The sequence below is a fragment of the Acetobacter sp. genome (assembly GCF_022483985.1).
GTDB lineage: Bacteria > Pseudomonadota > Alphaproteobacteria > Acetobacterales > Acetobacteraceae > Acetobacter.
In genome coordinates this window covers 1,129,030-1,151,837 of the sequence record NZ_JAKVME010000001.1, presented here as the reverse complement: position 1 = coordinate 1,151,837, position 22,808 = coordinate 1,129,030, and the positions used below count along the sequence as shown (strand labels likewise).

The following is a 22,808-nucleotide window of genomic DNA, read 5'->3' as shown; positions in this document are numbered from 1 at the left end:
CCAGGGAAGCAGCAGTCAACACGCTAAAAACCTGAAATCAGGCACAAGAGAAGTCAATCAAAGGTTTTTCGAACCCTCCACTTGGAGTGGGAGTGCGTCGAACGAAACGTATTGGCTCTGCAAGAAAAATATTGTTTCTGGTACATAACATGGCGACATGGGACAGTCTCGCCGATGTTTATAATCATCTTATATTTTCGGAAGATTTTGAGGTTGTTGTAGCCAGTATTCGACACAGGTTCCCGGGTGAGGCAGGATTTTCTCATGAAACGGAAACACATGAAGAGCTTTCCAGAAAAGGCGTAGATCATATAAGATTTAGCGGTGATAATTGTGATGAGAATATAAAATTATTAAAATGCATTGCTCCTGATGGTGTTTTCAGGCAGTCGCCTTGGGATTGTGATATACCGCCTGAATTTTCAGTAGAAAATATGGTTTTTACAAATTTGTTTTATGTTCCGTATTTTGGTTTCAATATAGTGGAAAGTTTTACTAAAAACCCCGATGAGCGTGATTATCAGGCAGATCAGGATTTCCATCGGGCATGTAGTCTTGTTTTTTGTGAGTCTGAGATTACCCGTAATTTGATGGCTCAGAAAAGTCGTCGTGGAGGTGATCATTTCGTCGCAACAGGTCATCCAAAATTGGAAAGATTGCTGGGCTATAAGCAGAATCCTGAATGGCCAATAGCAGAAAGAAATATATACTCTAAAAAGCTGCGTATCATATGGGCTCCTCATCATAGTGTTGATGGCGGCTGGTTATCCTTTGGTGTTTTTCCTGAAATCTATAAGGGGATGCTGGAGTGGGTAAAAAATGATCAAAATGTGGAAATGGTTCTTAAGCCACATCCAGCCTTGTTTTCAAAACTGGTGGCAGGAAGCCAGTTAACCCTTAAAGAGGTGAATGATTTCCGTGAGGAATGGGAAGGCCAGCCCAATGCGACCATTGTGGAGCATGGCGAGTATGGTCCTCTGTTGGCTGCTTCGGATATCATGCTGACAGATGGGATAAGCTTTTTGGCAGAATATATGCTGTTTTTTGAAAAACCTCTTGTTTTTATGGAAAACCCTCAACATTCACCTTTTAATGAGGTCGGCAGGATAATTGAAAAAGCCTGTTACGTTACACATGGCGTAGAGGAAACCCGTAAGTGTGTAGCTGAGGTCATGAGAGGAGATGGAGACTATAAATTCAATCAACGGAAAGCTACAAAAGACGTGTTGCTACCCTTTGAGTTTGGTGCTGCAGAACGGATTGTCACGAATTTAAGAAAATTTTTTGCGTAACAAGGACATTGGTTTGTCTTGTAGGCTTTCTACTCTCCCTTCTCAATCAGCCGATGAGGGAGAGTGATTTCTGTTAAATTAAAACTTTCCACAAGAAATGGTATTGCGCCTGAGTGTCTTTTTGGGCCTCTTCTGGTCGTCCTGCAAAATAGGACATTCATAATCCGAAAGATATTTGAAAACGTTTTTACATCGACGAAATGAGTTTTTGTCTACGGTAATTTGTCGATTGCCATATTATTGTATCTGAATGGAATATAGTTATTGAGCGATAGTATTGTATATATAAATACGTTGATTTCAGTTTTTAGTGCAGTTTCCATATCTATGCGAAAGATACCATTTCTGACTGAAGGTTTTCGAACAAAAATACCTCGGGAAATAGCCAGACATGGCTTTTCCTCTTCCAAATATTCAGGTTTTGTATGGTTCTGCCGCCCATCAGCAATAACAGGCAGCAGTTGAGGAGAAGCGTTCTGCTTCTCCTCTCTTTCTTTAATATCCCTTCGATTTACTCAGGGATTGCGATCTGATCGGGGCAAGAGACTGGCTTTGTATTCCGCTTCCACTGCTGACCACCGGCGCGCTGTTATAAGGTGTGAGTTGCGCATCACCCGTGGAAGTCGCGCCGTCGCTGGAACTGCCGCCGATAACGGGGTTGGCTGTGGCCGCGGCAGTAGCCGACGCGCTGTAACGGGTCAGGATGGCCCGCAGAGGATCAGCCCCGGCATTGTTCACCCGCATTGAGATCACAATCTCGGTCGGGCCGACGATCTGGTTGTAATAGGCGCGGTTGGCATCGCTATCGACAGTCAGCTTGGCGCCGCTGAGAGCAACGCCTGCAAACAGTCCTTCCGATTTCTGAAGCGCCATGATGTCGGTATTGGAACGCCCTGCGGTCCCGCTTTCGATGCCGCTGCCCATCGTCGCAAAAGACGCGGCGGCATTGGCGCCAAACTGGAACTGGCTGTCGAGCAGCGCCTGAAGCCCGCGATCACTCATCACGAAGAACATCATGGATGAGGACTGCACGCCAAGCTGAAGACCGATCGAGCCTGAGCCAAACCGGTAAAAAGCCGGATCGGACCATGAACCCCGGGCATCCCGTGAGAGAAGGAGGCAGCCGCCACCGGAACCACCGATGCCGATCGACATGCGGAAGATGGATGGGCAAACCATGACGGCGCGGGATTTGTTCAGATAGCGATAGACACGATCGGTCGTTTTTTCGCCTGTGAAAATGTCCTGAACCGCCAGAGTGGCCTTGTCCACCAGCGTCTGTTCAGTGCCGTTGTCGGCGGCATGGCCAACGGTGGAAAGGCCAATGATCCCCACCATCACGGAGGAAGAAAGAAAAAGCCGGGTCAGGCGGCGAGCCCGCATAGGAGATCTCCTGTCACGAGGACGTTGGCGACCAGAGTCGCCGGACTATATGGCGCAAGCATGGCGTCAGACACGCCCTGATGCAATTTGTTGGGCGCGGGGAGCTTCTCTTCAGCCTATCTGAGCGGAAGAGGCACACCATTCACGGTCAGAATTCCGCCTTCCCAGTTTGTGTCCCATGTATTGCTGTCACCATTCTTGTGGCTGACAATTCGGGCCAGCACCAGTGCAGCCGCAATCTTTGTCTGGGAATCCTGCTGCGCTTTCTGGATGAGCGTGCCGATATCCCTGATCTCCAGATGGCCGCTGGCCGAAGCGCTCCCGTGCTCACCGGTCAGGGTGGCCCGCCCGTTGCCGGAAAGCTCGACCGTGTCACGTTTGGCGGACAGCGACTGGATGGTCACATGCACGGCTGGAAGCTGAGTGGATTTGCCTGCCGTGGCCGCCATCAGGCTGGCCATTTCATTCGTGGGCATGGAGAAAGATGCCTGAGCGGAGGACGGGAGCAGGGATGTTGCGGCAGTGCCGCTGGTGGTGACGCCGCTGAAAGTCAGGCTGGCCTTGGCGTCGCTCCCCGAGCCGTTGATGGTCAGGGCCGCATTGGCGATCGACACGTGCAGCGTGGCGCGTTTCACGGCAATGGAAGTCCAGACCAGATGCAATGCATGGCCGGCGGCAAGACTGGCTTGAGCCACCTGCCCCTGAGTCTCCAGCCATTGCGAGCAGGCCGCGTTGTGGTGACCGGTCAGGGCTGCGAGCAACAGCACGGAAGAAGCATCCGCGACATCCCCCGCAGAGCCGGTCGTGCCCGTCAGAGTCTGGCCGGTGGCGCTTAATGTGCCGCTATCGCCCGGGAACGTCACTGTAACGTGACTGAAGGCGGCATGATCTCCACCGCTTCCCGCGTCTTGATGATGGATCGTGGCGCATCCGGCCGGAACGCTGGCGGCCAGCGTCGGTGCCGCTGTCCAGAGGGCAGCGCCAAACCCGAGTGCGGAGGCCGTCATCTGCCAGAGAGCGTGGCGGCGGAGAAGGGAGCGAGTGGATAAGTATTTCATGAGAGCATAAAAGTGGCGCAACTGATCCTTGTGTGCAATCTGCGCATACGCTGTAACATCTGAATCTTTCTATCTTTTCACATTGGAACCCTCCGATGCCGTTCAAGCTGGACCCCTTTCTTCTCAGCCTGCTGGCGACGCTCGGCATTGCGACCGTTGCTCCCTGTCAGGGAGCCGCTGTTCCCGTCTTCAAAAATCTGGCGATCATGCTGATTGCTCTGATGTTCTTCCTGCAGGGGGCAAGGTTCTCCCGTAGCGCGGTCCTCAGCGGCCTGACGGCCTGGAAGCTGCATCTCACGATTCTTGCCTGTACGTTTGTGCTGTTTCCGATACTGGGTCTCATGCTTCACGCCATCGCACCGGGCCTGCTGCATCCCGATGTGTGGACCGGTGTGCTGTTTCTGTGCTGCCTGCCGTCAACCGTGCAGTCCTCGATCGCCTTCACCTCCATCGGTAGGGGCAATGTTCCCGCCGCGGTCTGTTCGGCTACGGCTTCCAACATCCTCGGCATCTTCATAACGCCGCTTCTGGTGGGAATGATCCTTGCCAAGGAAGGCTCGAAGTCAGGTGGAGCGCTGGATATCGTGTTTCAGTTGCTGCTGCCGTTCATACTCGGACAACTGCTTCAGCCGTGGATCGGCGACTGGGCGCGTCGGCACAAGAAGCTTCTCTCCTTTTCGGATCGAGGGTCAATTCTCGTGGTTGTCTACTCGGCATTCAGCGAGGCCATCGTGCAGGGGCTCTGGCACAGTCTGCCGCTTTCACAGCTTGGCATGGTCGCGCTTGTGGACAGCGCCCTGCTGGCTTTCGTGCTTATCATCACGATGGTCGGCAGCCACCTGCTCGGTTATTCCCGTGCGGATGAGGTCGCCATTGTGTTCTGTGGCTCCAAGAAAACGTTGGCATCCGGCGTGCCGATGGCGAACGTCTTATTCCCGGCTTCCAGCGTCGGCCTCGTGGTGCTGCCTCTGATGCTGTACCACCAGATTCAGCTTTTCGTGTGTGCTCTGCTGGCCCAGCGCTTTGCGCGGGAAGCAAGGCACGAGGAGGAAGCCGGTCTTCAGACCCGCTGAGGCAACAGGGACATGCGGGCGGAGTCGAATCGGAAATCCTCTTTCGGATCACTGATCTGGAGCGCCGTGTCCATGAGCTTGTCGAGAACCGGGGCGTCATGCACACCGGTCAGCGCCAGTCCTTCGACGATGAAGGACGGTACGCCGTTGATACCGGCTTTCTGGGCCTGAATCTGTCCGGCAGTCACTGTCCCCATGAGCGTCTGGCCACTGAGAAAATGAAGCGCCAGATCATGGTCGAACCCCTGCTGCGCCGCGATATCCGCCAGCACGCCCGGATTGCCGATATCGTCACCATTCTGGAAAAAAGCTTCGAAAATGGAAAGGACGAGGGCGGTGCAGTCGCCTCGCGCGGAGGCCCATTCGACAAGGCGATGCGCATTCATCGTGCTTGGCACGTTTCGGATACGGTCGAAGTGAATGACACAGTCGAATTCGTGTGCCTGAATTTCGATCAGGCGCAGTAACCGATCGGCCCGTTCCCGCGTGCCGTGTCGCGCTTCGAGATAATCGTTAAACGCCATTCCTTTGTTCTGCGGGGTCGGATTGAGCAGAAAAGGCCGCCATGTGTAGAATATTTCGATATCCTGACGCTGCCCGAAAACACGGATTAATCGCTGGATGCCCATGCAGCACCAGGGGCAGACGAAATCGAAAACGATTTCGACGCTCATCCGTTGCCGTGATGGAGCCAGCATGTTCATCCATTCGATCCTATGGAAAGAACGGCAGATATGCACCTGAATTCATGGGGTGATGATATTTTTGCGAGATAGAGGCTGCCAGCGCAACTGGCCGCCATTCAAAGGTAGCTGTAAGGTAAAACCAGCGCTGGTTTCTGTTTCAGAAGAACTACAGGAACGGAATCAGTGAAAACCGGTCGAGAAGATTTTGTCAGTTTTCAGAAACAGTCCAGACACGTTTTTCTCATTGATGAGGGCGGGTTCTGGACTGTATAATTCGAATTCCTGTGACTGTTCTTGTTATTCGTCGCTTTGAGCTTCCGTCTGGCTCTTTTTGAGGGCGTTCTTGTAGGCTTTATTGTAAATTTCACGCTTGCGCTGTTTCGCGGCATCCCGATAAGCCTGCTGACGAATGGATTCTTCGTCATCATCGTCTGATGCACTGTTCAGTGTACGGTCTGCGGAACTGTCAACTCTATTGCTGATCTTGTCCGAAGTATTGTCGAGCATACGCTCGCCCGAACTTTCCAGACGGTCGAGTAAACGTCCGCCGAAGTCAAAGGCATAGCTTTCTGTCGAAGTCATGACAAAACAGGCAATAAGAAGACTGGTCAGCAGCAAATGTTTCACTAAGGCTCTCCAACTGTGATGTGATGGCAGGCGCGTGACGACTTTTAAGCAGAAAAAGTATCAGAACCAGACAAACTGTAATCTCTTGTAAGGCATCTTAATTATGAAACGCAAGAAGATCGTTGCTTGCTGGTTATAAATAATTTTATCCTTATTAATCATGTGGTTATTTATTTCATCGCCGGGAGAGATAAATATAACATGCGATATAAATACATTAATTCGCACTGGGTAATTATTCTCCAGCGGCACTGTGTCCTAAGGAAAAATCCACAACTGATGTTTTTTACTCAGATAAGGAAAGCGATTTTCTGATGTCGTATGGAATGAGTTGAGAGCCACGGCGGCTTATGCTGCTGGTCTGAATTGAAAACGGTAGAACGACCTGTAAATCCTCTTCCGACCTTGTGCATGAAGAACCTTCGCGTCCCTTTGGCTCCAGCTAAAGAGAGATTCATCCTTCCGGTCAGATTTCCAAAAGCGATTTACCGCGTAACGGTCTCCCATCGCACGACTTTCCACGGAACGGGTCTCGCTTCAGGCATCAGGATCACTTCCGCATGGCGACTCATGCGCGCCACTCTGTTTGACGCCACAGCTTCCACTACAATCAGCGTTTCTTCTTCGAGGCTGTTGTCATCCGGTTTCTGATCGGCTCCCATGGAAACCCCGGAGTGGAGCATCGCCTTCCTGACAGCGGGGTCATGGCTGGTCTGATCAGGAAGATGCAACTGCGCAAAAGAAAGATGCGGTGCAATCCGGGCAAGGATAGCCGGTGTCATGCCCGGCACGGCCAGAAGATCCTCAAAAGTATGAAAAGGTTGCCCGGAAGACGTGCAGGCAGCCTGACCCGGCATGTTTGCGTCACCTTTATAACCGGGCATGCGCCAGGCCATGATGCTGGCCGCCAGAAAACCGGCCTGATCGGTCGGAACGCCAGAAGCGGTCAGCAGCGAGGACATCAGGATCTGGCCGGCGACGTTCGGATTGATGTGGTCATTATCGGCATGGCTGCTGACATTGACCGTGATCTCGCCATCGTCCGGGCCGGAGCGCCATTCCGGACGGGGCGGAGATTGTCCCGTGCTGATCGAAAACAGCTCTGTCGTGATCGCCGCGTCCGCCGTGGTCTCTAGCTGTGTTTTCTGGAGAGTTGTGACTTCAAGACGGAGGCCGGATTTTCCGAGAACGAGCGCCTGAGCCCCGATCAGCGAGAGAAAGCCGAGCGTCCACAGCACCATGAGTAACGCGAACCCGTCCTCGTTATTACGGTCTGTGGCGGCGCGGGTTATCTTCACGTCAGTTGTCCATCCCGGTCGTGAGGCAGCAACCGAGCAGTTGAAGCTGCAAAAGCTTCACTGCTGGCCCGTGGTATCTGCCGTATTGGAGCGACCGGCGGCATTCTTTGCATCGGATCGGGAATCACGCAGGGCCAGAATGGTCATGGATGCATCGATCGTCCGCCCCTGCGTGGCTTCGTCGGCTGCCGATGTGCCTGCCGCCTGAACCTGAATATCATCGACCAGCAGATGAGGCGTCGTGCTGGCTGACAGCGTGTCGAGAAGCTTGACCAGCGCGTTCCAGTTGGTGGTGAAAGAAATACGCACGCCCAGATGTTCGAAAGGCCCGCTATGGGCGATGGGCAGCGGTTCCATGCTGGCTGGTTCCACCTGCACGCCGCGTGCGGCGTCATGCACAATTTCCTGAAGCCGTGCGAGCGCCGTTTCACGGGAACTTTCGGCAAGTAGCGGAGAGTCCCCTCTGGCGTTGTGCGCGGCGTCTTCGTAGCGTTCCTTCAGCGCTGGGATTGTGTCCACCAATGCCTGCGTGTGGGCAAGGATGTCTTTCTGGTCCGCAATGCTCGTCTCTTCCCGGGCGTGGAAGCCCAGTAGTCCGGAGACAAGAAACCATGCGATCAGGACAAGCAGGACTGTAATGGCGAGCGCCAGAATCCGTCCGGGGCGTCCTTCAGGGAGATGGGCGGGCAGGTGAGAGAGGTTTGCTGACACTGGCGTCTCAACCCGGCGCTTTGGCGTTGATGGTGAAGACGTCCATCTGCTTGTTCTCCGAGCGTGTCACCGGTCCGGAGAAGGCTGCGTCCGAGAACGCCGCGTCGTGCTCAAGAACACCGATCAGTCTGGTTGCCTGAGCGGACTCTCCTTCCATGGTGACATGACGTTCATGGATATGCATGGCGGTCAGGAATGTGTCGTCCGGGAGGGCGTCTGTCAGTGTGCCGATGATGTGCAGGGGAGAGCCGATGCGATGCTCCTCGCGCGCCAGAGCCGCAGGTGCTGCGGTGAACGCTGCGATGCGCCGACGGATATCCTCGGCCTGTGTCCGTCCGTCACTCAGGGCGGCAATGGCGTGGTGCAGGCGAAACAGGGTGATCTGCTGGGAGACAAACGGCGCCGCGACAAGAACTGCGGCGCATAGGGCCAGCACACGTCCGACCGGGTGACTTTTCCGGGCTGTTTTTCCCAGTGGGATGGTGAGCGGTGTGTCAGCAGCCGTGTCCATGCTGATACAGGTTGGGCTGATGCCAGCCCGATCGAGCGTGTCCAGTGCGGCGGAGACAAGAAAACGGGGGACGACCAGCAGCCTGAAAATGATCTGCTCACCGCGTTCGACGCCCGGTTTGCGCTGGACGCTCCACAGAACATCGTCCTGCCGGAATGGGGTCAGTCGGTCGAGATCGTAACCGATGGTGCGGGCGGCGTTGCTGGCTGCGACACGCGGGAGAGTCACGTCACGCGAGAGGATGCCGCCCTGTGGGAGGACCAGCGCAATGTCCGGATTGCGCGGCTGCGGCAGCCAGCCGGAACGGGGGGCTGGAAGTTCTTCACGACAGGCGGCGACGTCGTCCGGGTCAAGCATTCCGTCCGGACCGATCTCAAGCCGGATGGTTTTTCGGGGCTTGAGTGAGAGCGCGGCGGGAAGGATTTCCGTCATACGATCGCGCCACCATCGGACGCACTCGTGCAACAGCCGCGAGGACGAAGTCTGTCCCGTCATGAACGGCTCGGAGAAACTGTGGTGTGGGGCGAAAGCACCTGACGCAAAGATCCTGTTCGGGCGGCCGACGGAGAATGCGTGATGCCATACCATTGTCTTCCGAAAGGGGGACAGGGGTGGAGTGTTATAGATTTATGACACGTTAACAGGCGGTCTGGTTTTCATACTCCTGTCTCATGTAATCAGATTTCCTGACGCAGCCTGTTTGCGGGGTGCGTCGTTTATTGCGCTGTCAATGTCAGCCGCGCCAACCATATGGCGGCTGCCAGACAGGGGCCGAAGGGAATCATGACCGTCATGCTGAAGCGTCGTGCTCGAAGAGTGGTTGCGAGCGCAAGCACGATGCCGAACGCGGACGCCATCACCACCACGATTGGCAGGGCGGCCAGACCAACCCACGCACCACCCGCCGCCAGCAGTTTCACGTCACCGCCGCCCAGTCCTGAGCGCCCGCGGAGAGCCCGGTACCCGTACGCCACCAGCGCGAACAGGCTCCAGCCACAGGCAGCGGCCAGCGTGCGGTCCAGCAGCGCCTCAGTGCCGCCGTTCATAAACCCTTCCGCCAGACCGGCCAGCAGGAGTGGCAGGGTGAGGACATCCGGCAGTCTCAGGCAGATGCGATCAATCCACGCGAGCGCGAGCAGTACCCAGCCGAGAAAACAGTCGGCCAGCAGAAGCGGTAATGAGAAATCGGCGTCTGCCAGCGGAAATCCCTGCTCATGAACTGTCAGCAGGCGCGTGGCGATCACGCAGGCGGGGACGGCAAGAGCCGTAAGTTCGATCCGGAGATGCAGCGGGTCGATCCGACTGCCGCAGTTCCGGCATTTCCCTTTCTGCAACAGGTAAGACAGGACCGGGATCATCTCATGCGGCTTCAGGATCGTCTGGCAGTCCTCGCAATGCGAACGCTCCATCGCAAAGGATTCGCCGCGTGGGATGCGCCGCACGAGCACGCCCAGAAAGCTGCCGATAAAAGGCGCGATAACAAAGGGGACAACCAGGGCGAGGGACATCATGACGGCGTGACAGTGGCGAATTGCCTCCAGTTGAGCAAGCCGATGGTGAATGTCCCTGTCTCAGGAAAATCGGGGCGTCGTCATGCTGGCTGAAGCGATGGATCTGGAAACTGCCCTTCTCGATCGGGGTGTCTGCGACGCCCGCGCCCTTGAACGCTCGCGTATGGTGTCAGAGGAAACCGGGCAGTCGCTGGCGCAGGTGCTGCTCCAGCTCGGTCTGGTCAGCGAAACCGATCTATCCCGCACTTATGCGACCATGCTTGACACGGACGTTCTGGATGCGGCGCGTATGGGCGCCATTGCCGAGCCCGTGATGCCGGAGCAACTGGGTGGACGGTTTTTGCGGCAGGCGCGGGCCGTTCCGCTCTCCTGCGAGGGAAGAGTCCTGCATCTGGTCATGGCGGACCCGCTCGACACCTTCACTGCCGGGGCGGCGTCTCTGGCGACAGGGTGTCAGGTCGTGCGGGAGGTGGCGCGGTCAGCGGATATCGAGGCGACTCTCACCCGTCTCTATCCGGAGGGCGAGGAGGACGGGGCGAGCGACGGCGAGCCGCTGGCTGATGAGGGTGAGGCTGCCGAGGACGATACAGATCGCCTGAAAGACCTCGCCAGTGAAGCGCCGATCATCAGGCTGGTGAACCAGATCATCTTCCGTGCCGTGGAAACCAGAGCGTCCGATATCCATATCGAGCCGTTCGAGGACCGTCTGCTGGTCCGCTACCGCTATGACGGCGTGCTGCATGAGGTGGACAGCCAGAGCCCGCGTCTGACGGCGGCGCTTATTTCCCGTATCAAGATCATGGCGAGGCTCGACATCGCGGAACGTCGTCTGCCGCAGGACGGTCGTATCAAGCTGGCGGTGCGCGGGCATGAAGTGGATTTCCGTGTCTCGACGGTGCCGTCGTTGCATGGCGAAATAGCGGTGTTGCGTGTGCTCGATCGCACAACCGTCAGCTTCGATTACAGCCGTCTCGGTCTTGCCCCCGAGATTATCTCGTCCTTTCGCGAGGCGCTGGAAACGCCCAACGGCATCGTTCTCGTGACAGGGCCGACCGGTTCAGGAAAGACCACGACGCTTTATACGGGTCTCGCTGGTCTCAATTCCTCCGAACGCAATGTGATGACGGTGGAAGACCCGATCGAATATCAGCTCGCAGGCATCAACCAGCTTCAGATCCGACCATCCATCGGGCTGACCTTCGCCAGCTTCCTGCGCGCCATTCTGCGACAGGACCCAGATGTCATCATGGTTGGTGAAATCCGTGACATCGAGACCGCGCAGATTGCGGTGCAGGCGGCTCTGACGGGCCATCTTGTGCTTTCGACGCTGCATACAAACTCCGCCGCCGCCGCCGTGACCCGACTGCGTGACATGGGGCTGGAGGACTATCTTCTGACCGCCGTTCTGCGCGGGATTCTCGCCCAGCGTCTTGTGCGGCGGCTCTGTCAGGAGTGTCGCCGTCCGGAAGACGTGTCTCCGGAACTGGCGGCGCGACTGGGGCTGGATCAGCAGACGCGGCATACGTTGTGGCATCCAGTCGGCTGCGCGCATTGCCGTCAGACCGGTTACAAGGGACGAAGCGCTGTCGCTGAGTTCCTACAGCCATCGCGAGAGGTGACACGCCTGATTCTCTCGGGAGCAGATCATTCTGAAATCGAGCGCGCGGCTGTGGCGGAGGGCATGAAGACCATGTTCCATGCCGGGTTGCAGGCGGCCCTGAAGGGTGAGACGTCGCTTGAGGAAGTCAGCCGTATCGTCGGGCAAGACGAATGACGTCCACACTGGCTGACACAGGTGCGGAAGTCTGGCGTTATCAGGCGGTCAACGCGGAAGGTCACGTCGTCCACGGGGAGATGACGGCCAGTTCGGAGACGCAGGTCACCAGCCGCCTGCGTCGCCAGAATCTGATGGTCATGAAGATCGCTCCGGCGACACGCGGCGGAGCGCTTGCGGGCGAGATTCTCTCGCTTCTTGGTCGCAAGAAAGATTTGCGCCTCAAGTCGGGCGAAGTCGCGGATTTCACCCGCAAGCTGGCGACGATGCTGACGGCCGGACTGGATCTTGACCGGGCCCTGCGTTTTCTGGGTGACACGGCGGTCGGGCCACGGAATGGCCGGGTTATCGGGGCATTGCGTGACCGTGTGCGCGACGGTGAATCGTTTGCTGACGCGCTGGAAACGATGCCTTCGATTTTCTCGAAGCTCTATGTCGGCCTGGTGAGGGCAGGTGAGGCGGGCGGTGCGTTGGGAGATGCGCTGCTGCGTCTGTCGGATCTGCTGGAGCGCGAACGCAAGCTGAAAGCGACCGTGCAGTCAGCGATGATCTATCCGGTTGTGCTGATTGTCGCATCGGTTTTTTCCATTGCCCTGCTGCTGACCCATGTATTGCCGCAGTTCGTGCCACTGTTTGAGGAAAATGGCGCTTCCCTGCCTCTGGCGACAAAGATTGTCATTGCAGCGGGAGATTTCCTGACGGCGTGGGGCATGTTGCTGCTTGTGGCGGGCGTGGTGCTGGTGGCGTGTGTGCGGATTGCCCTGCGGAAACCATCTGTCAGACTGGCGACAGACAGATTTCTGTTGCGCGTTCCGGTGATCGGGACGCTGCTGAGTGAGATCATGGCGGCGCAGTTTACCCGCACGCTTGGCACATTGATGCGCAATGGCGTGCCGCTGGTCGGTGCGCTTCGTATAACGGAAGGTGTCATCAGCAACTCTGCTGGTGCGACCTGCCTGTCGGAAGCAACGCGGGATGTGCGGGAAGGGCGTAGTCTCGCTTTCTCGCTTGAGCGCAGCAAAATTTTTCCTGAAACGATGACGCACTTTCTCAAGGTTGGCGAAGAGACGGCCCAACTGGCGCCTATCGCCTTGCGATCGGCTGACATTCACGAGGAAGCCAGTCGTGTCACCATCCAGCGTCTTCTCGCCATTCTTGTTCCTGCGATCACCATCATCATGGGTGTTCTGGTGGCGGGTATTGTGTCGGCGCTTCTCCTTGCCATGCTGAGCCTCAATGACCTCGCGCACTGATGAATCGTCCCGATCATCAGACGCAGGTTTCACATTGCTTGAAATCATGGTGGTGCTGGTGATCGCGGGGCTTCTGATGGGCATGGCGCTGGAACGGGGGCCGATGAAGAGCGATGCGCTCACTTTCGCCGCCACCCGGTCACGCGTGCTGGACAGCCTGTATGAAGCCCAGAGACTTTCTGAAGCCACCGGCGATACGGTCATGCTGGAAGTGAATACGCAGACCTCCCAGATTGTTACCGTGCATGACCATGTCCCTCAGGTGGGTCGGATTTCAGGACCGGCAAGGATGCTGCTGCCCAGACCCGGCGGTGGCTTTTTTCCCAGTGGCGATTACCGTTTCACGGCGGATGGGGGTGCTTCCGGGCCGCCTCTCGTCGTCACGTTAGGGAAACATTTCTGTTTGATCAGGGTCAGTCCCGTCACGGGGCGGATTGAAGCCGATGAGGGCTGATTTCATGATGATGTCGAGCCAGAGACAAGAGGGTTTCACACTGCTGGAGGTCATCATTGCGCTGATGATTTCCGGCTTTGCGCTGGCGGCAATGCTTGGATCGCTGGAAGCGGGGCTTGCGGGCGGCAGTCGTGCCCAGCGGGATCTTTACGCCATTTCACTGGCCAGATCACAGCTTGCGGGGGTGTTGTCGACACTTTCCCTGCGTCCGGGATCACAGAGTTACGATCTGGAAGGGCATTATCATTCGGATGTGGAAATTCGCCAGATTGCTGATGCCGCCACCAAGGATGGTGGTGACAGGATCGGATTGTTTTCCGTTTCCGTGCAGATTCATCAGGATGGAACCGGACGGTCTGTCACCCTGACGGGCAGGGCCGTTCGCCCCTCGGTGCAGGAATGAGAGACGACGGCTTCACGCTTCTTGAAATTCTTGTTGTGACGGTGGTTTTCGGCCTGCTGTCGGTTGCCCTGTGGGAAGGGATCGGCGTCGGCACGCATGGATGGGCCATGGCCGAGCATCGTCATTATGACGAAGTGACCGGGCAGGGCATTGAGGACGCGTTGCGCCGACTGATTGAACGGGCCGACGTTCCGGACAATGGAGGGGTAGGCAAATTTTCCGGTCAGGGGGACCGGCTGCGCGTTATAGCGTGGCTTCCGGAGAAAAACGGTTATGAAAAGGAAGTCGAGGCTGCGTTCGGGGTAGATGCGCAGCACGAGCTCATCGTCCGGTGGCAGCCTTATCGGCGGGCGACCTGCCCTGAGCAGCCAGAAGCTCTGCATGAAGAGATTCTGGCTCGCGGCATAAGCGCGATCGATTTTTCATATTATGGTCTGCAGGGTGGCCGTCATGTATGGCAACCGACGTGGAACAGCTCGTATCTGCCTCTTCTGGTGAGGGTTCAGGTGCGCTTCCTTGCTCCGGGAAGAAGTTGGCCAACGATGATGATTCGCCCACTGCTCAGTGGCGCGGAGGCGAGATGAAACAAGAAATAAGGAGAAAACATTCTTTGTGTGTAATGTCTTTATCATCATTTATTCATTGTTTTTTCTTCTGGCGGGTTGTTAGGCTATTTAGGTTTTTCTTTGGAAATTGCTTCTGTTTGATAAAAAAAGCTTTCTCTGTCTGTGTGGCTGCTTCATTCCAACCTGATGCTTGGGCGCATATAGGGGACGGCGAGATCGGTTCCGGCGTCCGCTCTGCTCATGGCGGTTTGCAGAATTGAGTGTAATTTCCTTTTCTCTTTGAAAAAGGTTTTGTTGTGACGGTCAGATCAGGTCTGTTTCTGAAGATGGCTGGAAGTGTTTCTCTGGTCTGGTTGATGTGCTGGCCTGCTTGTGCACAACAGGCTGTGGGGCCTGATACATCTGGAACGGTATCCGCAGATTCCGGTGACAGCAGTGAAGACGTCACTAAAATTCTGGATCGTCCACTTTTTGAGCCTGATCGACGGCGGAAAGGCGTTGCCCATGAGGAAAACGGTGAATTCCATCTTGTGGGCATTTCAGGCCATGCGGGTCTATGGAAAGCGATTTTCAAACCGGACAGAGGCGAGGGAAAAAGCATTGTCCTGACGGGAAGTGAGAAGGTGAATGACTGGACGATTGTCTCCATCGACCCCGGCGGGGTCAATCTTGCCCGAGGCGAAAAAACAAAGAGAATTTCAATCATGTTTTCAAAGAATACCGCTTCTCTTGTGCCTGAAAAGGTTAAAGAGGGAGAGGCGAGCATGACGAGTGCCAGCGGTCCTGATTCGCATCTGGCCTGGTGATGTCTGCTTTGAAATACTGCAATTTGTTTCAGATGAGCGTCTTTCACAAAATGATAACACTACATGAAAAATCTTTCATTTACTTAACGCCCTGTTTCCACCACCCCAGCCGGGGCTGACTGATCGGAGTGGTATTCAGGTGATCCAGTTTCCTTCGACAGCCGGTCATGCCGTGCGAAAAGAAAGGTTCCGTGACGTGTCTGTAAAGCGCACGCGGCTTGCACTCTCCACTTTGCTGTCCCTGTCCGTCTTTTCTCCAGTGTCCGGCCATGCAAGTGCCTGGAACATCTGGTCTGGCGGTCAGCAGCAGCAGTCCAGTTCTTTCGGGAATACGTCCCAGACAAGAACCCCCATCAAGCATCTTGTTGTGATCTATCAGGAGAACGTCTCCTTCGATCATTATTTCGCGACATACCCCAAGGCGACCAACCCGACCGGCGAGCCGAGCTTCCGGGCGCAGCGCGGTACGCCGACGGTGAATAATCTGCAGAACAGCAACCTGCTTCAGCAGAATCCCAACACCAACACCGCCAACGGCACGGGTGCGGCGCTTCCTTTCCGTCTGGATCGCACGCAGGCCAGCACCGCCGACCAGAACCATGCTTATACCGCCGAGCAGATGGCCTATAACAACGGCGCCATGGATCTGTTCCCGCTCTATACCGGTTCCGGTTCGTCCGGCGGCGTAGGCGCCTTCGGCACCAAAGGTCAGGTTCTGGGCTATTACGATGGCAACACCGTAACCGCTTACTGGCGTTATGCTCAGCGCTTCTCCATGAGCGACAATGCTTTCACCGACACCTACGGTCCGTCCACACCGGGTGCGCTGGAAGTCGTGTCTGGCCAGACCAACGGTCTGAAGCTGATCGCAACGACACAGAGCCCGTCCACAAAAGAGAAATCTTCCGCCTATATCTCTGACGGTCAGGGCGGCTGGACGATGATCAATGACATCGACCCCGGTTATGATGTCTGCTCATCCACGACCAATCAGGGCATGATGACGGGTCGCAACATTGGTGATCTGCTCAATGAGCGCGGCATCACCTGGGGCGGCTTTATGGGCGGCTTCGATCTTGGTCTGAGCAACACAGACGGATCGACCGGCTGCAAGCGGGCGACCTATTCCACCATCGTCTCCCAGAACGTGACGGATTATATTCCGCATCACAACTGGTTCCAGTATTACGAGAGCACGGCGAACCCGACGCATGCCCGTCCGCATTCCGTCAAGTCGATCGGCTACACCTATATTCCGGGAACTTCCAAAAAAGATCCCGCCAATCACGAATATGACCTGAAAGACTTCTACAAGACGGCGAAAGAGGGCAATCTTCCTGCTGTTTCTTTCGTAAAGCTGCCAGCCTATCAGGACGGTCACGCCGGTTATTCCGATCCGCTTGATGAGCAGGTTGGCGTGGTCGATGTGGTCAACCTTCTCCAGAAGCTACCTGAATGGAAAGATACAGCCATTCTGATCGCTTATGACGACTCAGACGGCTGGTATGACCACGCTTACGTTGCTCCGACGCATGGTTCGTTTGATTCCTCTGCCGATCAGTTGAACGGCGCGGGCATCTGCGGTTCGGGCACTGCTCCGAAGGGTGTTGAAGGCAAAGCTGTCAATGGCCGTTGCGGACCGGGCACACGCATTCCCCTGATCGCGATCTCTCCCTGGGCCAAAACCAACCATGTCAGCCATACTCTGGTGACACAGGCTTCCATCGTTCGCTTCATTGAAGACAACTGGCTGGGCGGCAAGCGCCTCGGTCAGGGATCGTTTGATGCGACGGCTGGTAAAATCGACGATCTGTTTGACTTCAATGGTCGTTCGGATACCGGCAAGCTGATCCTTGATCCTGATACCGGCGATATCCGTTCGGGACAGATCACGGGTGATGATCATCATGGTTCTTCCCCACACGGTGATGATTCTCCGTTTGGCGGAAATGGCCATCATTCGTCTTCTGATCAAAGCTCTTCAGGCAGCGGTCTCGCTGGTCTGCTGGCTGCAATCTGGTCGTTCCTGTCCCAGTATGTCTGATCTTTATCGTTCGATGCAGCCCGTTCTGGGCTGCATCAGTTTGTTTGCGCTTCTGTGGGCAACACCTGTTTCGGCTCAGGCCGGAACAGGTTCCTGCCTGCCTGCGTCTGATGGCAGCAATCCATGTCCTGTGGAGATGCTGAAGCCAAAAGAACAGCCACTTTCTCAAATGGCCTTGATCGGCAGGCAGATATTTAATGATCCGCTTCTGTCCGGTTCAGGAAAACTGTCATGCGCTTCGTGCCATGAACCGACCAATCATTATGCTCCATCGGGAGATTCCCCTGTTTTTTCAGGCGGGATACAACTGAACAAACAGGGCAGACGAGCGATTCCAACGTTGACTTACGCGGAACGCCGTCCGAATTTCAGTATCGGTCTTGATGATCCTACAAGCGAAGCCGCGCCAGCTATAGTCGCGAATGTGGGAGGGGCTGACCGTGGCGGCAAAAGCGCCACCAATAATGCGGCGTCCGCCGGAAATCTTGTGCCACAGGGTGGTCTTTTCTGGGATGGGCGTGCCGATACGCTGCAACAGCAGGCGTTGGGCCCTCTTTATGATCCGGCCGAGATGGCGTCGTCACCAGACAAGGTGATCGAACGGATCAGCAACGCGCCGTATACGGCTGATCTCAAGCAGTTGGCTGGTATTGCAGGCCAAGCGTCTCCTGCGTTTCTTCTGTCTGAAGCCATGTTTGCTCTGGCCCGTTACCAGATCGAGGACCCCGCGTTTCATCGCTATAACAGCAAGTTTGATGGCTGGCTTGAAGGCAAGGAGAACTTTACGCCCATTGAACGGGCTGGTTATCTCGCATTCAATGATCCTCAAAAGGGAAATTGCGCGGCCTGCCACGTCGATACGGTGTCAGGGAACCGTCTGCCGCCTGTCTTCACTGACCACCAGTACGAAGCGCTTGGTGCTCCGAGAAACATGCAGATCACGATGAATCATGATCCTGCCTATTTTGATCTCGGTGTATGCGATCGCCAGCCGGATGGCCGGACAACTCTCAGTCTGTATTGCGGTATGTTCGCGACGCCAACCTTAAGAAATTCAGCGACACGTCATGTGTTTTTTCATAATGGTGTCTTTCGTTCCCTTGAGGGTGTTCTGGATTTCTATGCCTTGCGTGATCTGAAACCTTCCAAGTTTTATCCAGTCGGGAAAAATAAAAAAGTCGAGAAATATAATGATATTCCGCAGAAATATCGTCAGAATATCGATGTGCTGGACGCGCCGTTCGACCGTAAGGTCGGTGAAAAGCCAGCTATGACTGAGGATGAGCGGGCAGCGATTATTGCGTTTCTGAAGACATTAACAGACAGATAGTTTGTTGTTATTATATATAGATATTTTATAAAAATCATTTAGGGCATATTGATTTCGGTCCGACCGTCGTAGGTGTAACCTGTGGCGGTCGGACTACTATTTTCTGATTTCGTTGCCTATTGTACATATGTGCTGGCTGAAATTTCCGGAACTGTTTCCTGAAACAGGTTGTCCATACCAGAGATAATCCTATCCGATGTCGTGAGAGCATTTTCACAGAGTGCGGATGTGTTCCTCACTTCCGATAATCCTGAAAAATCTGCTCCGCCACTTCATAGACCATGCCAGCCCGAGCGGTGGTCATAACCCGACTGGTGGTCTCATCGAAAACCAGATTTTCTGTTTTTAGGTGATGTGCGGACCATGAGAGGAACGGCACGACGAAAATGCCACGCTCCCTGAATCCCTGTGAGCATCAAACTTCAACTTGATTGGAGAAGTTTTCTAATCGACTCTCAATGAGAGAAAGATTTAAGGTAACAATTTTAATTGGTTCTGGAGAGAAATGGCTGGGGGACCTGGATTCGAACCAGGGCTGACCGGGTCAGAGCCGGTAGTTCTACCGCTAAACTATCCCCCAGCAGGGACCAGAACTCAGTCTTAGGGCCGTGTTCCGTCGGTGTGAGCGGGCTAATAGCATCGCATTTTTGGCGGCACAACCCCTTTTGTCCATTTTATATGGTCCGAAAAATTTTTGCTTGCCCGAGCGGTTTGTTTCCTGAAATAGTGTCTTAAATTTGCCTCAACCTTTGTCACAAAAGGAACCAGACGATGGACCTCACAGGCGCCTGGCTCCAAGGCCAGAAGGCGCTCGATACTCATTCTCCAGCGCCAATTTTTCCAGCCCTGCCCAAAATTGACAGAGCCGTAGGTGTTCCTGCTGCCGGTCTCTCCGCTGACGGATTGCCCAGCCAGCTTGGTGGAACAGCGCCATTAGCCGGTGTTGCGTCGGAAAGCCGTCAGGGAAGATGGGAGCAGGCCGGGTTCTGCGCCGCGCTGGATCTGGGAACCAACAACTGCCGTCTCATGGTCGCCTCCCGTACGGAAGGAGGCTTTCGCGTGCTTGACAGTTACAGCCGTATCGTTCGTCTTGGCGAGGGCTTGCAACTGACAGGCGAGCTGAATGCCGATGCAATGAATCGCACCCTTGAGGCGTTGCATACATGTGTGGACAGACTCGGACGTCATCGTCCCATCCGCCTGCGGGCCGTGGCGACAGAAGCCTGTCGTCGCGCCCGTAACGGGCAGGCCTTTGTCGAGCGCATCCGAAAGGAAACCGGTTTCGAATTTGAGATCATCTCCGGCAAGGAAGAAGCGGAGCTGGCCGTAGAGAGCTGTTCGGCTCTGCTTTTTGATCCTGTGTGGAAACGCTCTTCCGATCTCGCGAAAGACGCCCAGCCTGAACAGGACTGGGGGCTTCTGCTCGATGTAGGGGGTGGGTCGACGGAAATCGCGTGGATGCAGTTGGATCAGGCCTCGCGGAAATATACGCTCGTCGGCTATGTCAGCCTGCCTATTGGTGTCATCACGCTCGCTGAGCAGTTCCCCCATCGTCGTCCCGGCACCTACCGGGCGATGCTCGATGTGGTGAGTGAGAGTCTGGCTGCGTTCGAACAGACGCATCAGATTCGTCGTTACATCGCGGAAGACAGGGTGCGCGTTGTGGGAACAAGCGGCACTGTCACAACACTCGCCAGTCTGGATCTGGATCTGCCGCGTTACATCCGACAGGCCGTTGATGGTTATCGGCTTCAGCCGGATAATGCCAGACGCGCTATCGGTCGCCTCCACCGGATGGGGATGGAGGGGATGAGGGTTCATCCGTGCATCGGTTCCGAACGGGCAACCTATGTCATGCCCGGCTGTGCTATCTTTGAGGCCTTTCTCTCACTCTGGCCCGCCAGCGTCGTAGTAGCGGACCGGGGGCTGCGTGACGGACTGCTTCTGCGTATGATGCGCGAGGAAAGCGGCGGTCTGCATTCTGGCCAGCCCTGGCCGCATGTGAGGCGCGCCGGTGAGCGTCCGGTTGCACCTGACTGACGTTTCAGTCGGCTCGATCCAGTTAAAGTCCAACAAGTAAAGTACAGTCAGACGTGACATCGAAAACTCCACCATCAGGCCCTACCAAACGCGCCTCGGCGCAGGCATCCCGTGTGCCGGGTCGCCGCGCCGTCAGAGTGACAGCCACTCCGGGAGGCAAGGACAGCGAGTCCGACAGTCTTGCCGCGCGTTCGGTTCGTTCAAAAACGGTGACTCTGAAAAAAACCCGTGGAAAAACGACAGCGCAGCAACGCTGGTTGGCGCGTCAGCTCAACGATCCCTATGTGGCGGCTGCGCATAAGCAGGGATGGCGTTCCCGCGCTGCATTCAAGCTCATTGAAATTGACGACCGCTTCCATCTTATCAAACCCGGCCAGCGTGTGGTTGATCTCGGTGCGGCACCGGGCGGCTGGACGCAGGTTGCGGTCAAGCGTGGTGCTTCGCATGTGATCGGTGTCGATCTGCTGCCGGTCGATCCTGTTGCCGGTGCGGAAATCATTGAGGGGGATTTTACCGATCCGGCGCTTCCCGATCGTCTGATCGGGATGCTTGGCGGAAAGGCTGACCTCGTTCTTTCCGATATGGCTCCCAATACGACAGGTCATGCCCCGACAGATCACATGAGAATCATCGGTCTGGCGGAAGGGGCGCTGGATTTTGCGTTCGATGTTCTGGCGGAAGGCGGCGGTTTTATCGCAAAGGTCTTTCAGGGCGGTTCAGAGAAGCAGATGCTTGAGCCGATGAAAAAACTCTTCGCGTCCGTCCGTCACGTCAAGCCACCGGCAAGCCGCAAGGATTCCAGTGAGCTGTACGTTGTGGCGACAGGGTTTCGCTCTGAACGGCTGGCGGAAGTCAGGGCCGAGCAGAACGAACGGCGCTGACGTAATTTGAAATTGTTTTCCTTCTGTCCTGCCTGAACAGAAGGAAAGGCAAATCTCAGTAGTTCCAAAGCACTATGTTCTTCAAGAACTCAGACAATCTGGTTGAGAAGCGTTTTGCCTCCTTCCAGACGTCTGACGTTTTCATGCAGAATATCCGCAACACGGCTTTCGTAAGCGACAGTGTCACCGGCGGCATGAGGCGTGATCAGCACGTTCGGCATCGACCAGAGCGGGGATGTTTCTGGGAGTGGCTCCTGTTCGAAAGTGTCCAGAGCCGCCATGCCAATCTGTCCCCGCTGCAGGGCTGCGATCAGGTCAGTTTCCACAATCACTGAACCTCGTGCGACGTTGATCAGGCAGGCTGTGGGTTTCATCCTGCTCAGTACACTGGCGTCAACCAAACCGCGGGTTTCAGGTGTCGCCGGGCAGGCGAGGATCAGGTAATCCGCACTGCCTGCCGCCTCCGGGAACTGGTCATCCGCGATAGCCGTGATGGGGAGATCGCTCCCGGCGGTCACATTCTTCCGGACGACAGTGACGGTCTGGCCAAGGGCAAGGCATACTGTTGCCAACCTCTCACCTATGGCGCCAAATCCGACAATCACGACATGGGTTCCGGAGACCTCATGGCGTCGTTCAACGGGATTGCGGGTGAGTTTGCGCCAGAAAGACTGTCTCTGGTCGTCTCTGGCTTCCCACAATCTCCGGGCATGGCTGAACATCAGGGCAACAGCGTGTTCAGCGACTGCATTGGCGTTGACGCCTCGGGCACTCGCAAGATGCACGCCACGTTGTCTAAACGCCTCCGTGTCGTACTGTTCTACGCCCGATGTCATGGTCTGGAGCAGTTTCAACTGAGGAGCAAGCGCCAGATAGCGAGGTTCCCAGAGCGTCATCGTGACCAGAATATCTGCATCACTCAATGCGGGGACGAGATCCGCCTTGTTTTTTGCCCAGATACAGTCGGCTGGCTCATCCCACGCATCCACCAGTGACTTGATATCGAACGACGAATGGGCGATGACGATTTTCGGTTTTTTATTGAACCAGAAAGACACGGACATTCTCCCGCCATGACGCTGGAGATGAGCATCGCTCCGCTATCCG

Annotated in this window: 21 protein-coding genes and 1 tRNA gene; 12 read left to right on the top strand and 10 right to left on the bottom strand. The window is 55.7% G+C overall.

Annotation, left to right across the window (positions count from 1 at the left end; genetic code table 11):
* Positions 1 to 149: 149 nt before the first annotated feature.
* Complete coding sequence (locus LKE90_RS05095; RefSeq protein ID WP_291491809.1) at positions 150 to 1,292, top strand: hypothetical protein; 1,143 nt, start codon at positions 150 to 152, stop codon at positions 1,290 to 1,292.
* A gap of 495 nt (positions 1,293 to 1,787) precedes the next feature.
* Here LKE90_RS05095 and LKE90_RS05090 read toward each other — a convergent pair whose 3' ends face one another.
* Positions 1,788 to 2,675 (bottom strand): lipid-binding SYLF domain-containing protein, encoded by an 888-nt coding sequence (locus LKE90_RS05090; protein WP_407066056.1) that lies wholly within the window; start codon positions 2,673 to 2,675, stop codon positions 1,788 to 1,790.
* Positions 2,676 to 2,791: 116 nt separating this feature from the next.
* Positions 2,792 to 3,682 (bottom strand): hypothetical protein, encoded by an 891-nt coding sequence (locus LKE90_RS05085; protein ID WP_291491808.1) that lies wholly within the window; start codon positions 3,680 to 3,682, stop codon positions 2,792 to 2,794.
* 146 nt (positions 3,683 to 3,828) lie between these two features.
* Between LKE90_RS05085 and LKE90_RS05080 the strand changes: the two genes are divergently transcribed.
* The gene (locus LKE90_RS05080) at positions 3,829 to 4,806 is read left to right on the top strand and encodes a bile acid:sodium symporter family protein (RefSeq protein ID WP_291491807.1); all 978 of its coding nucleotides are present in this window, start codon (positions 3,829 to 3,831) and stop codon (positions 4,804 to 4,806) included.
* Here LKE90_RS05080 and LKE90_RS05075 read toward each other — a convergent pair.
* The 6 genes from LKE90_RS05075 to LKE90_RS05050 form a co-directional block, all read right to left on the bottom strand.
* On the bottom strand, positions 4,794 to 5,510 hold the full coding sequence (locus tag LKE90_RS05075; protein WP_291491806.1) for a DsbA family oxidoreductase: 717 nt from the start codon (positions 5,508 to 5,510) through the stop codon (positions 4,794 to 4,796). The genes LKE90_RS05080 and LKE90_RS05075 overlap by 13 nt on opposite strands.
* A gap of 279 nt (positions 5,511 to 5,789) precedes the next feature.
* Positions 5,790 to 6,119, bottom strand: a complete 330-nt coding sequence (locus LKE90_RS05070; protein ID WP_291491805.1) for a hypothetical protein — start codon at positions 6,117 to 6,119, stop codon at positions 5,790 to 5,792.
* 485 nt (positions 6,120 to 6,604) lie between these two features.
* Positions 6,605 to 7,417 carry a type II secretion system protein GspK gene (locus tag LKE90_RS05065; RefSeq protein ID WP_291491804.1) on the bottom strand — a complete coding sequence of 271 codons (813 nt, stop codon included), beginning with the start codon at positions 7,415 to 7,417 and terminating at the stop codon, positions 6,605 to 6,607.
* 57 nt (positions 7,418 to 7,474) lie between these two features.
* The gene (gspM, locus tag LKE90_RS05060; RefSeq protein ID WP_291491803.1) at positions 7,475 to 8,128 is read right to left on the bottom strand and encodes a type II secretion system protein GspM; all 654 of its coding nucleotides are present in this window, start codon (positions 8,126 to 8,128) and stop codon (positions 7,475 to 7,477) included.
* Between the two features lie 7 nt (positions 8,129 to 8,135).
* A complete protein-coding gene (locus LKE90_RS05055; protein ID WP_291491802.1) occupies positions 8,136 to 9,134 on the bottom strand; it encodes a PilN domain-containing protein in 999 nt (332 codons plus the stop codon).
* Positions 9,135 to 9,355: 221 nt separating this feature from the next.
* Entirely contained in the window at positions 9,356 to 10,150 is a 795-nt protein-coding gene (locus LKE90_RS05050; RefSeq protein WP_291491801.1) for a prepilin peptidase, read from the bottom strand.
* 49 nt (positions 10,151 to 10,199) lie between these two features.
* Between LKE90_RS05050 and LKE90_RS05045 the strand changes: the two genes are divergently transcribed.
* The 8 genes from LKE90_RS05045 (at position 10,200) to LKE90_RS05010 (ending at position 18,780) form a co-directional block, all read left to right on the top strand.
* Positions 10,200 to 11,924: a GspE/PulE family protein gene (locus LKE90_RS05045; RefSeq protein WP_291491800.1), complete on the top strand. Its 1,725-nt coding sequence runs from the start codon at positions 10,200 to 10,202 to the stop codon at positions 11,922 to 11,924.
* A complete protein-coding gene (locus LKE90_RS05040; protein WP_291491799.1) occupies positions 11,921 to 13,177 on the top strand; it encodes a type II secretion system F family protein in 1,257 nt (418 codons plus the stop codon). Before LKE90_RS05045 ends, LKE90_RS05040 begins: the two co-directional genes overlap by 4 nt.
* Positions 13,161 to 13,631, top strand: a complete 471-nt coding sequence (locus tag LKE90_RS05035) for a prepilin-type N-terminal cleavage/methylation domain-containing protein (protein ID WP_291491798.1) — start codon at positions 13,161 to 13,163, stop codon at positions 13,629 to 13,631. Before LKE90_RS05040 ends, LKE90_RS05035 begins: the two co-directional genes overlap by 17 nt.
* A complete protein-coding gene (locus LKE90_RS05030) occupies positions 13,621 to 14,034 on the top strand; it encodes a type IV pilus modification PilV family protein (protein ID WP_291491797.1) in 414 nt (137 codons plus the stop codon). The genes LKE90_RS05035 and LKE90_RS05030 overlap by 11 nt, the downstream gene beginning before the upstream one ends.
* A complete protein-coding gene (locus LKE90_RS05025; RefSeq protein ID WP_291491796.1) occupies positions 14,031 to 14,618 on the top strand; it encodes a prepilin-type N-terminal cleavage/methylation domain-containing protein in 588 nt (195 codons plus the stop codon). Before LKE90_RS05030 ends, LKE90_RS05025 begins: the two co-directional genes overlap by 4 nt.
* Positions 14,619 to 15,130: 512 nt before the next feature.
* Complete coding sequence (locus tag LKE90_RS05020) at positions 15,131 to 15,406, top strand: hypothetical protein (RefSeq protein ID WP_291500993.1); 276 nt, start codon at positions 15,131 to 15,133, stop codon at positions 15,404 to 15,406.
* A gap of 196 nt (positions 15,407 to 15,602) precedes the next feature.
* Positions 15,603 to 17,450 carry a phospholipase C gene (locus LKE90_RS05015; protein WP_291491793.1) on the top strand — a complete coding sequence of 616 codons (1,848 nt, stop codon included), beginning with the start codon at positions 15,603 to 15,605 and terminating at the stop codon, positions 17,448 to 17,450.
* A complete protein-coding gene (locus tag LKE90_RS05010) occupies positions 17,443 to 18,780 on the top strand; it encodes a cytochrome-c peroxidase (protein WP_407066055.1) in 1,338 nt (445 codons plus the stop codon). Before LKE90_RS05015 ends, LKE90_RS05010 begins: the two co-directional genes overlap by 8 nt.
* 506 nt (positions 18,781 to 19,286) lie before the next feature.
* Here LKE90_RS05010 and LKE90_RS05005 read toward each other — a convergent pair.
* A tRNA-Gln gene (locus tag LKE90_RS05005) sits at positions 19,287 to 19,360 on the bottom strand.
* A 191-nt stretch (positions 19,361 to 19,551) separates the two neighbouring features.
* Here LKE90_RS05005 and LKE90_RS05000 point away from each other — a divergent pair.
* Positions 19,552 to 20,820: a Ppx/GppA phosphatase family protein gene (locus LKE90_RS05000; protein WP_291491792.1), complete on the top strand. Its 1,269-nt coding sequence runs from the start codon at positions 19,552 to 19,554 to the stop codon at positions 20,818 to 20,820.
* Between the two features lie 53 nt (positions 20,821 to 20,873).
* Positions 20,874 to 21,701 (top strand): RlmE family RNA methyltransferase, encoded by an 828-nt coding sequence (locus LKE90_RS04995; protein ID WP_291491791.1) that lies wholly within the window; start codon positions 20,874 to 20,876, stop codon positions 21,699 to 21,701.
* 89 nt (positions 21,702 to 21,790) lie between these two features.
* On the opposite strand, the gene LKE90_RS04990 is transcribed toward LKE90_RS04995, so the two are convergent.
* The gene (locus LKE90_RS04990; protein WP_291491790.1) at positions 21,791 to 22,759 is read right to left on the bottom strand and encodes a D-2-hydroxyacid dehydrogenase; all 969 of its coding nucleotides are present in this window, start codon (positions 22,757 to 22,759) and stop codon (positions 21,791 to 21,793) included.
* Between the last annotated feature and the right edge of the window lie 49 nt (positions 22,760 to 22,808).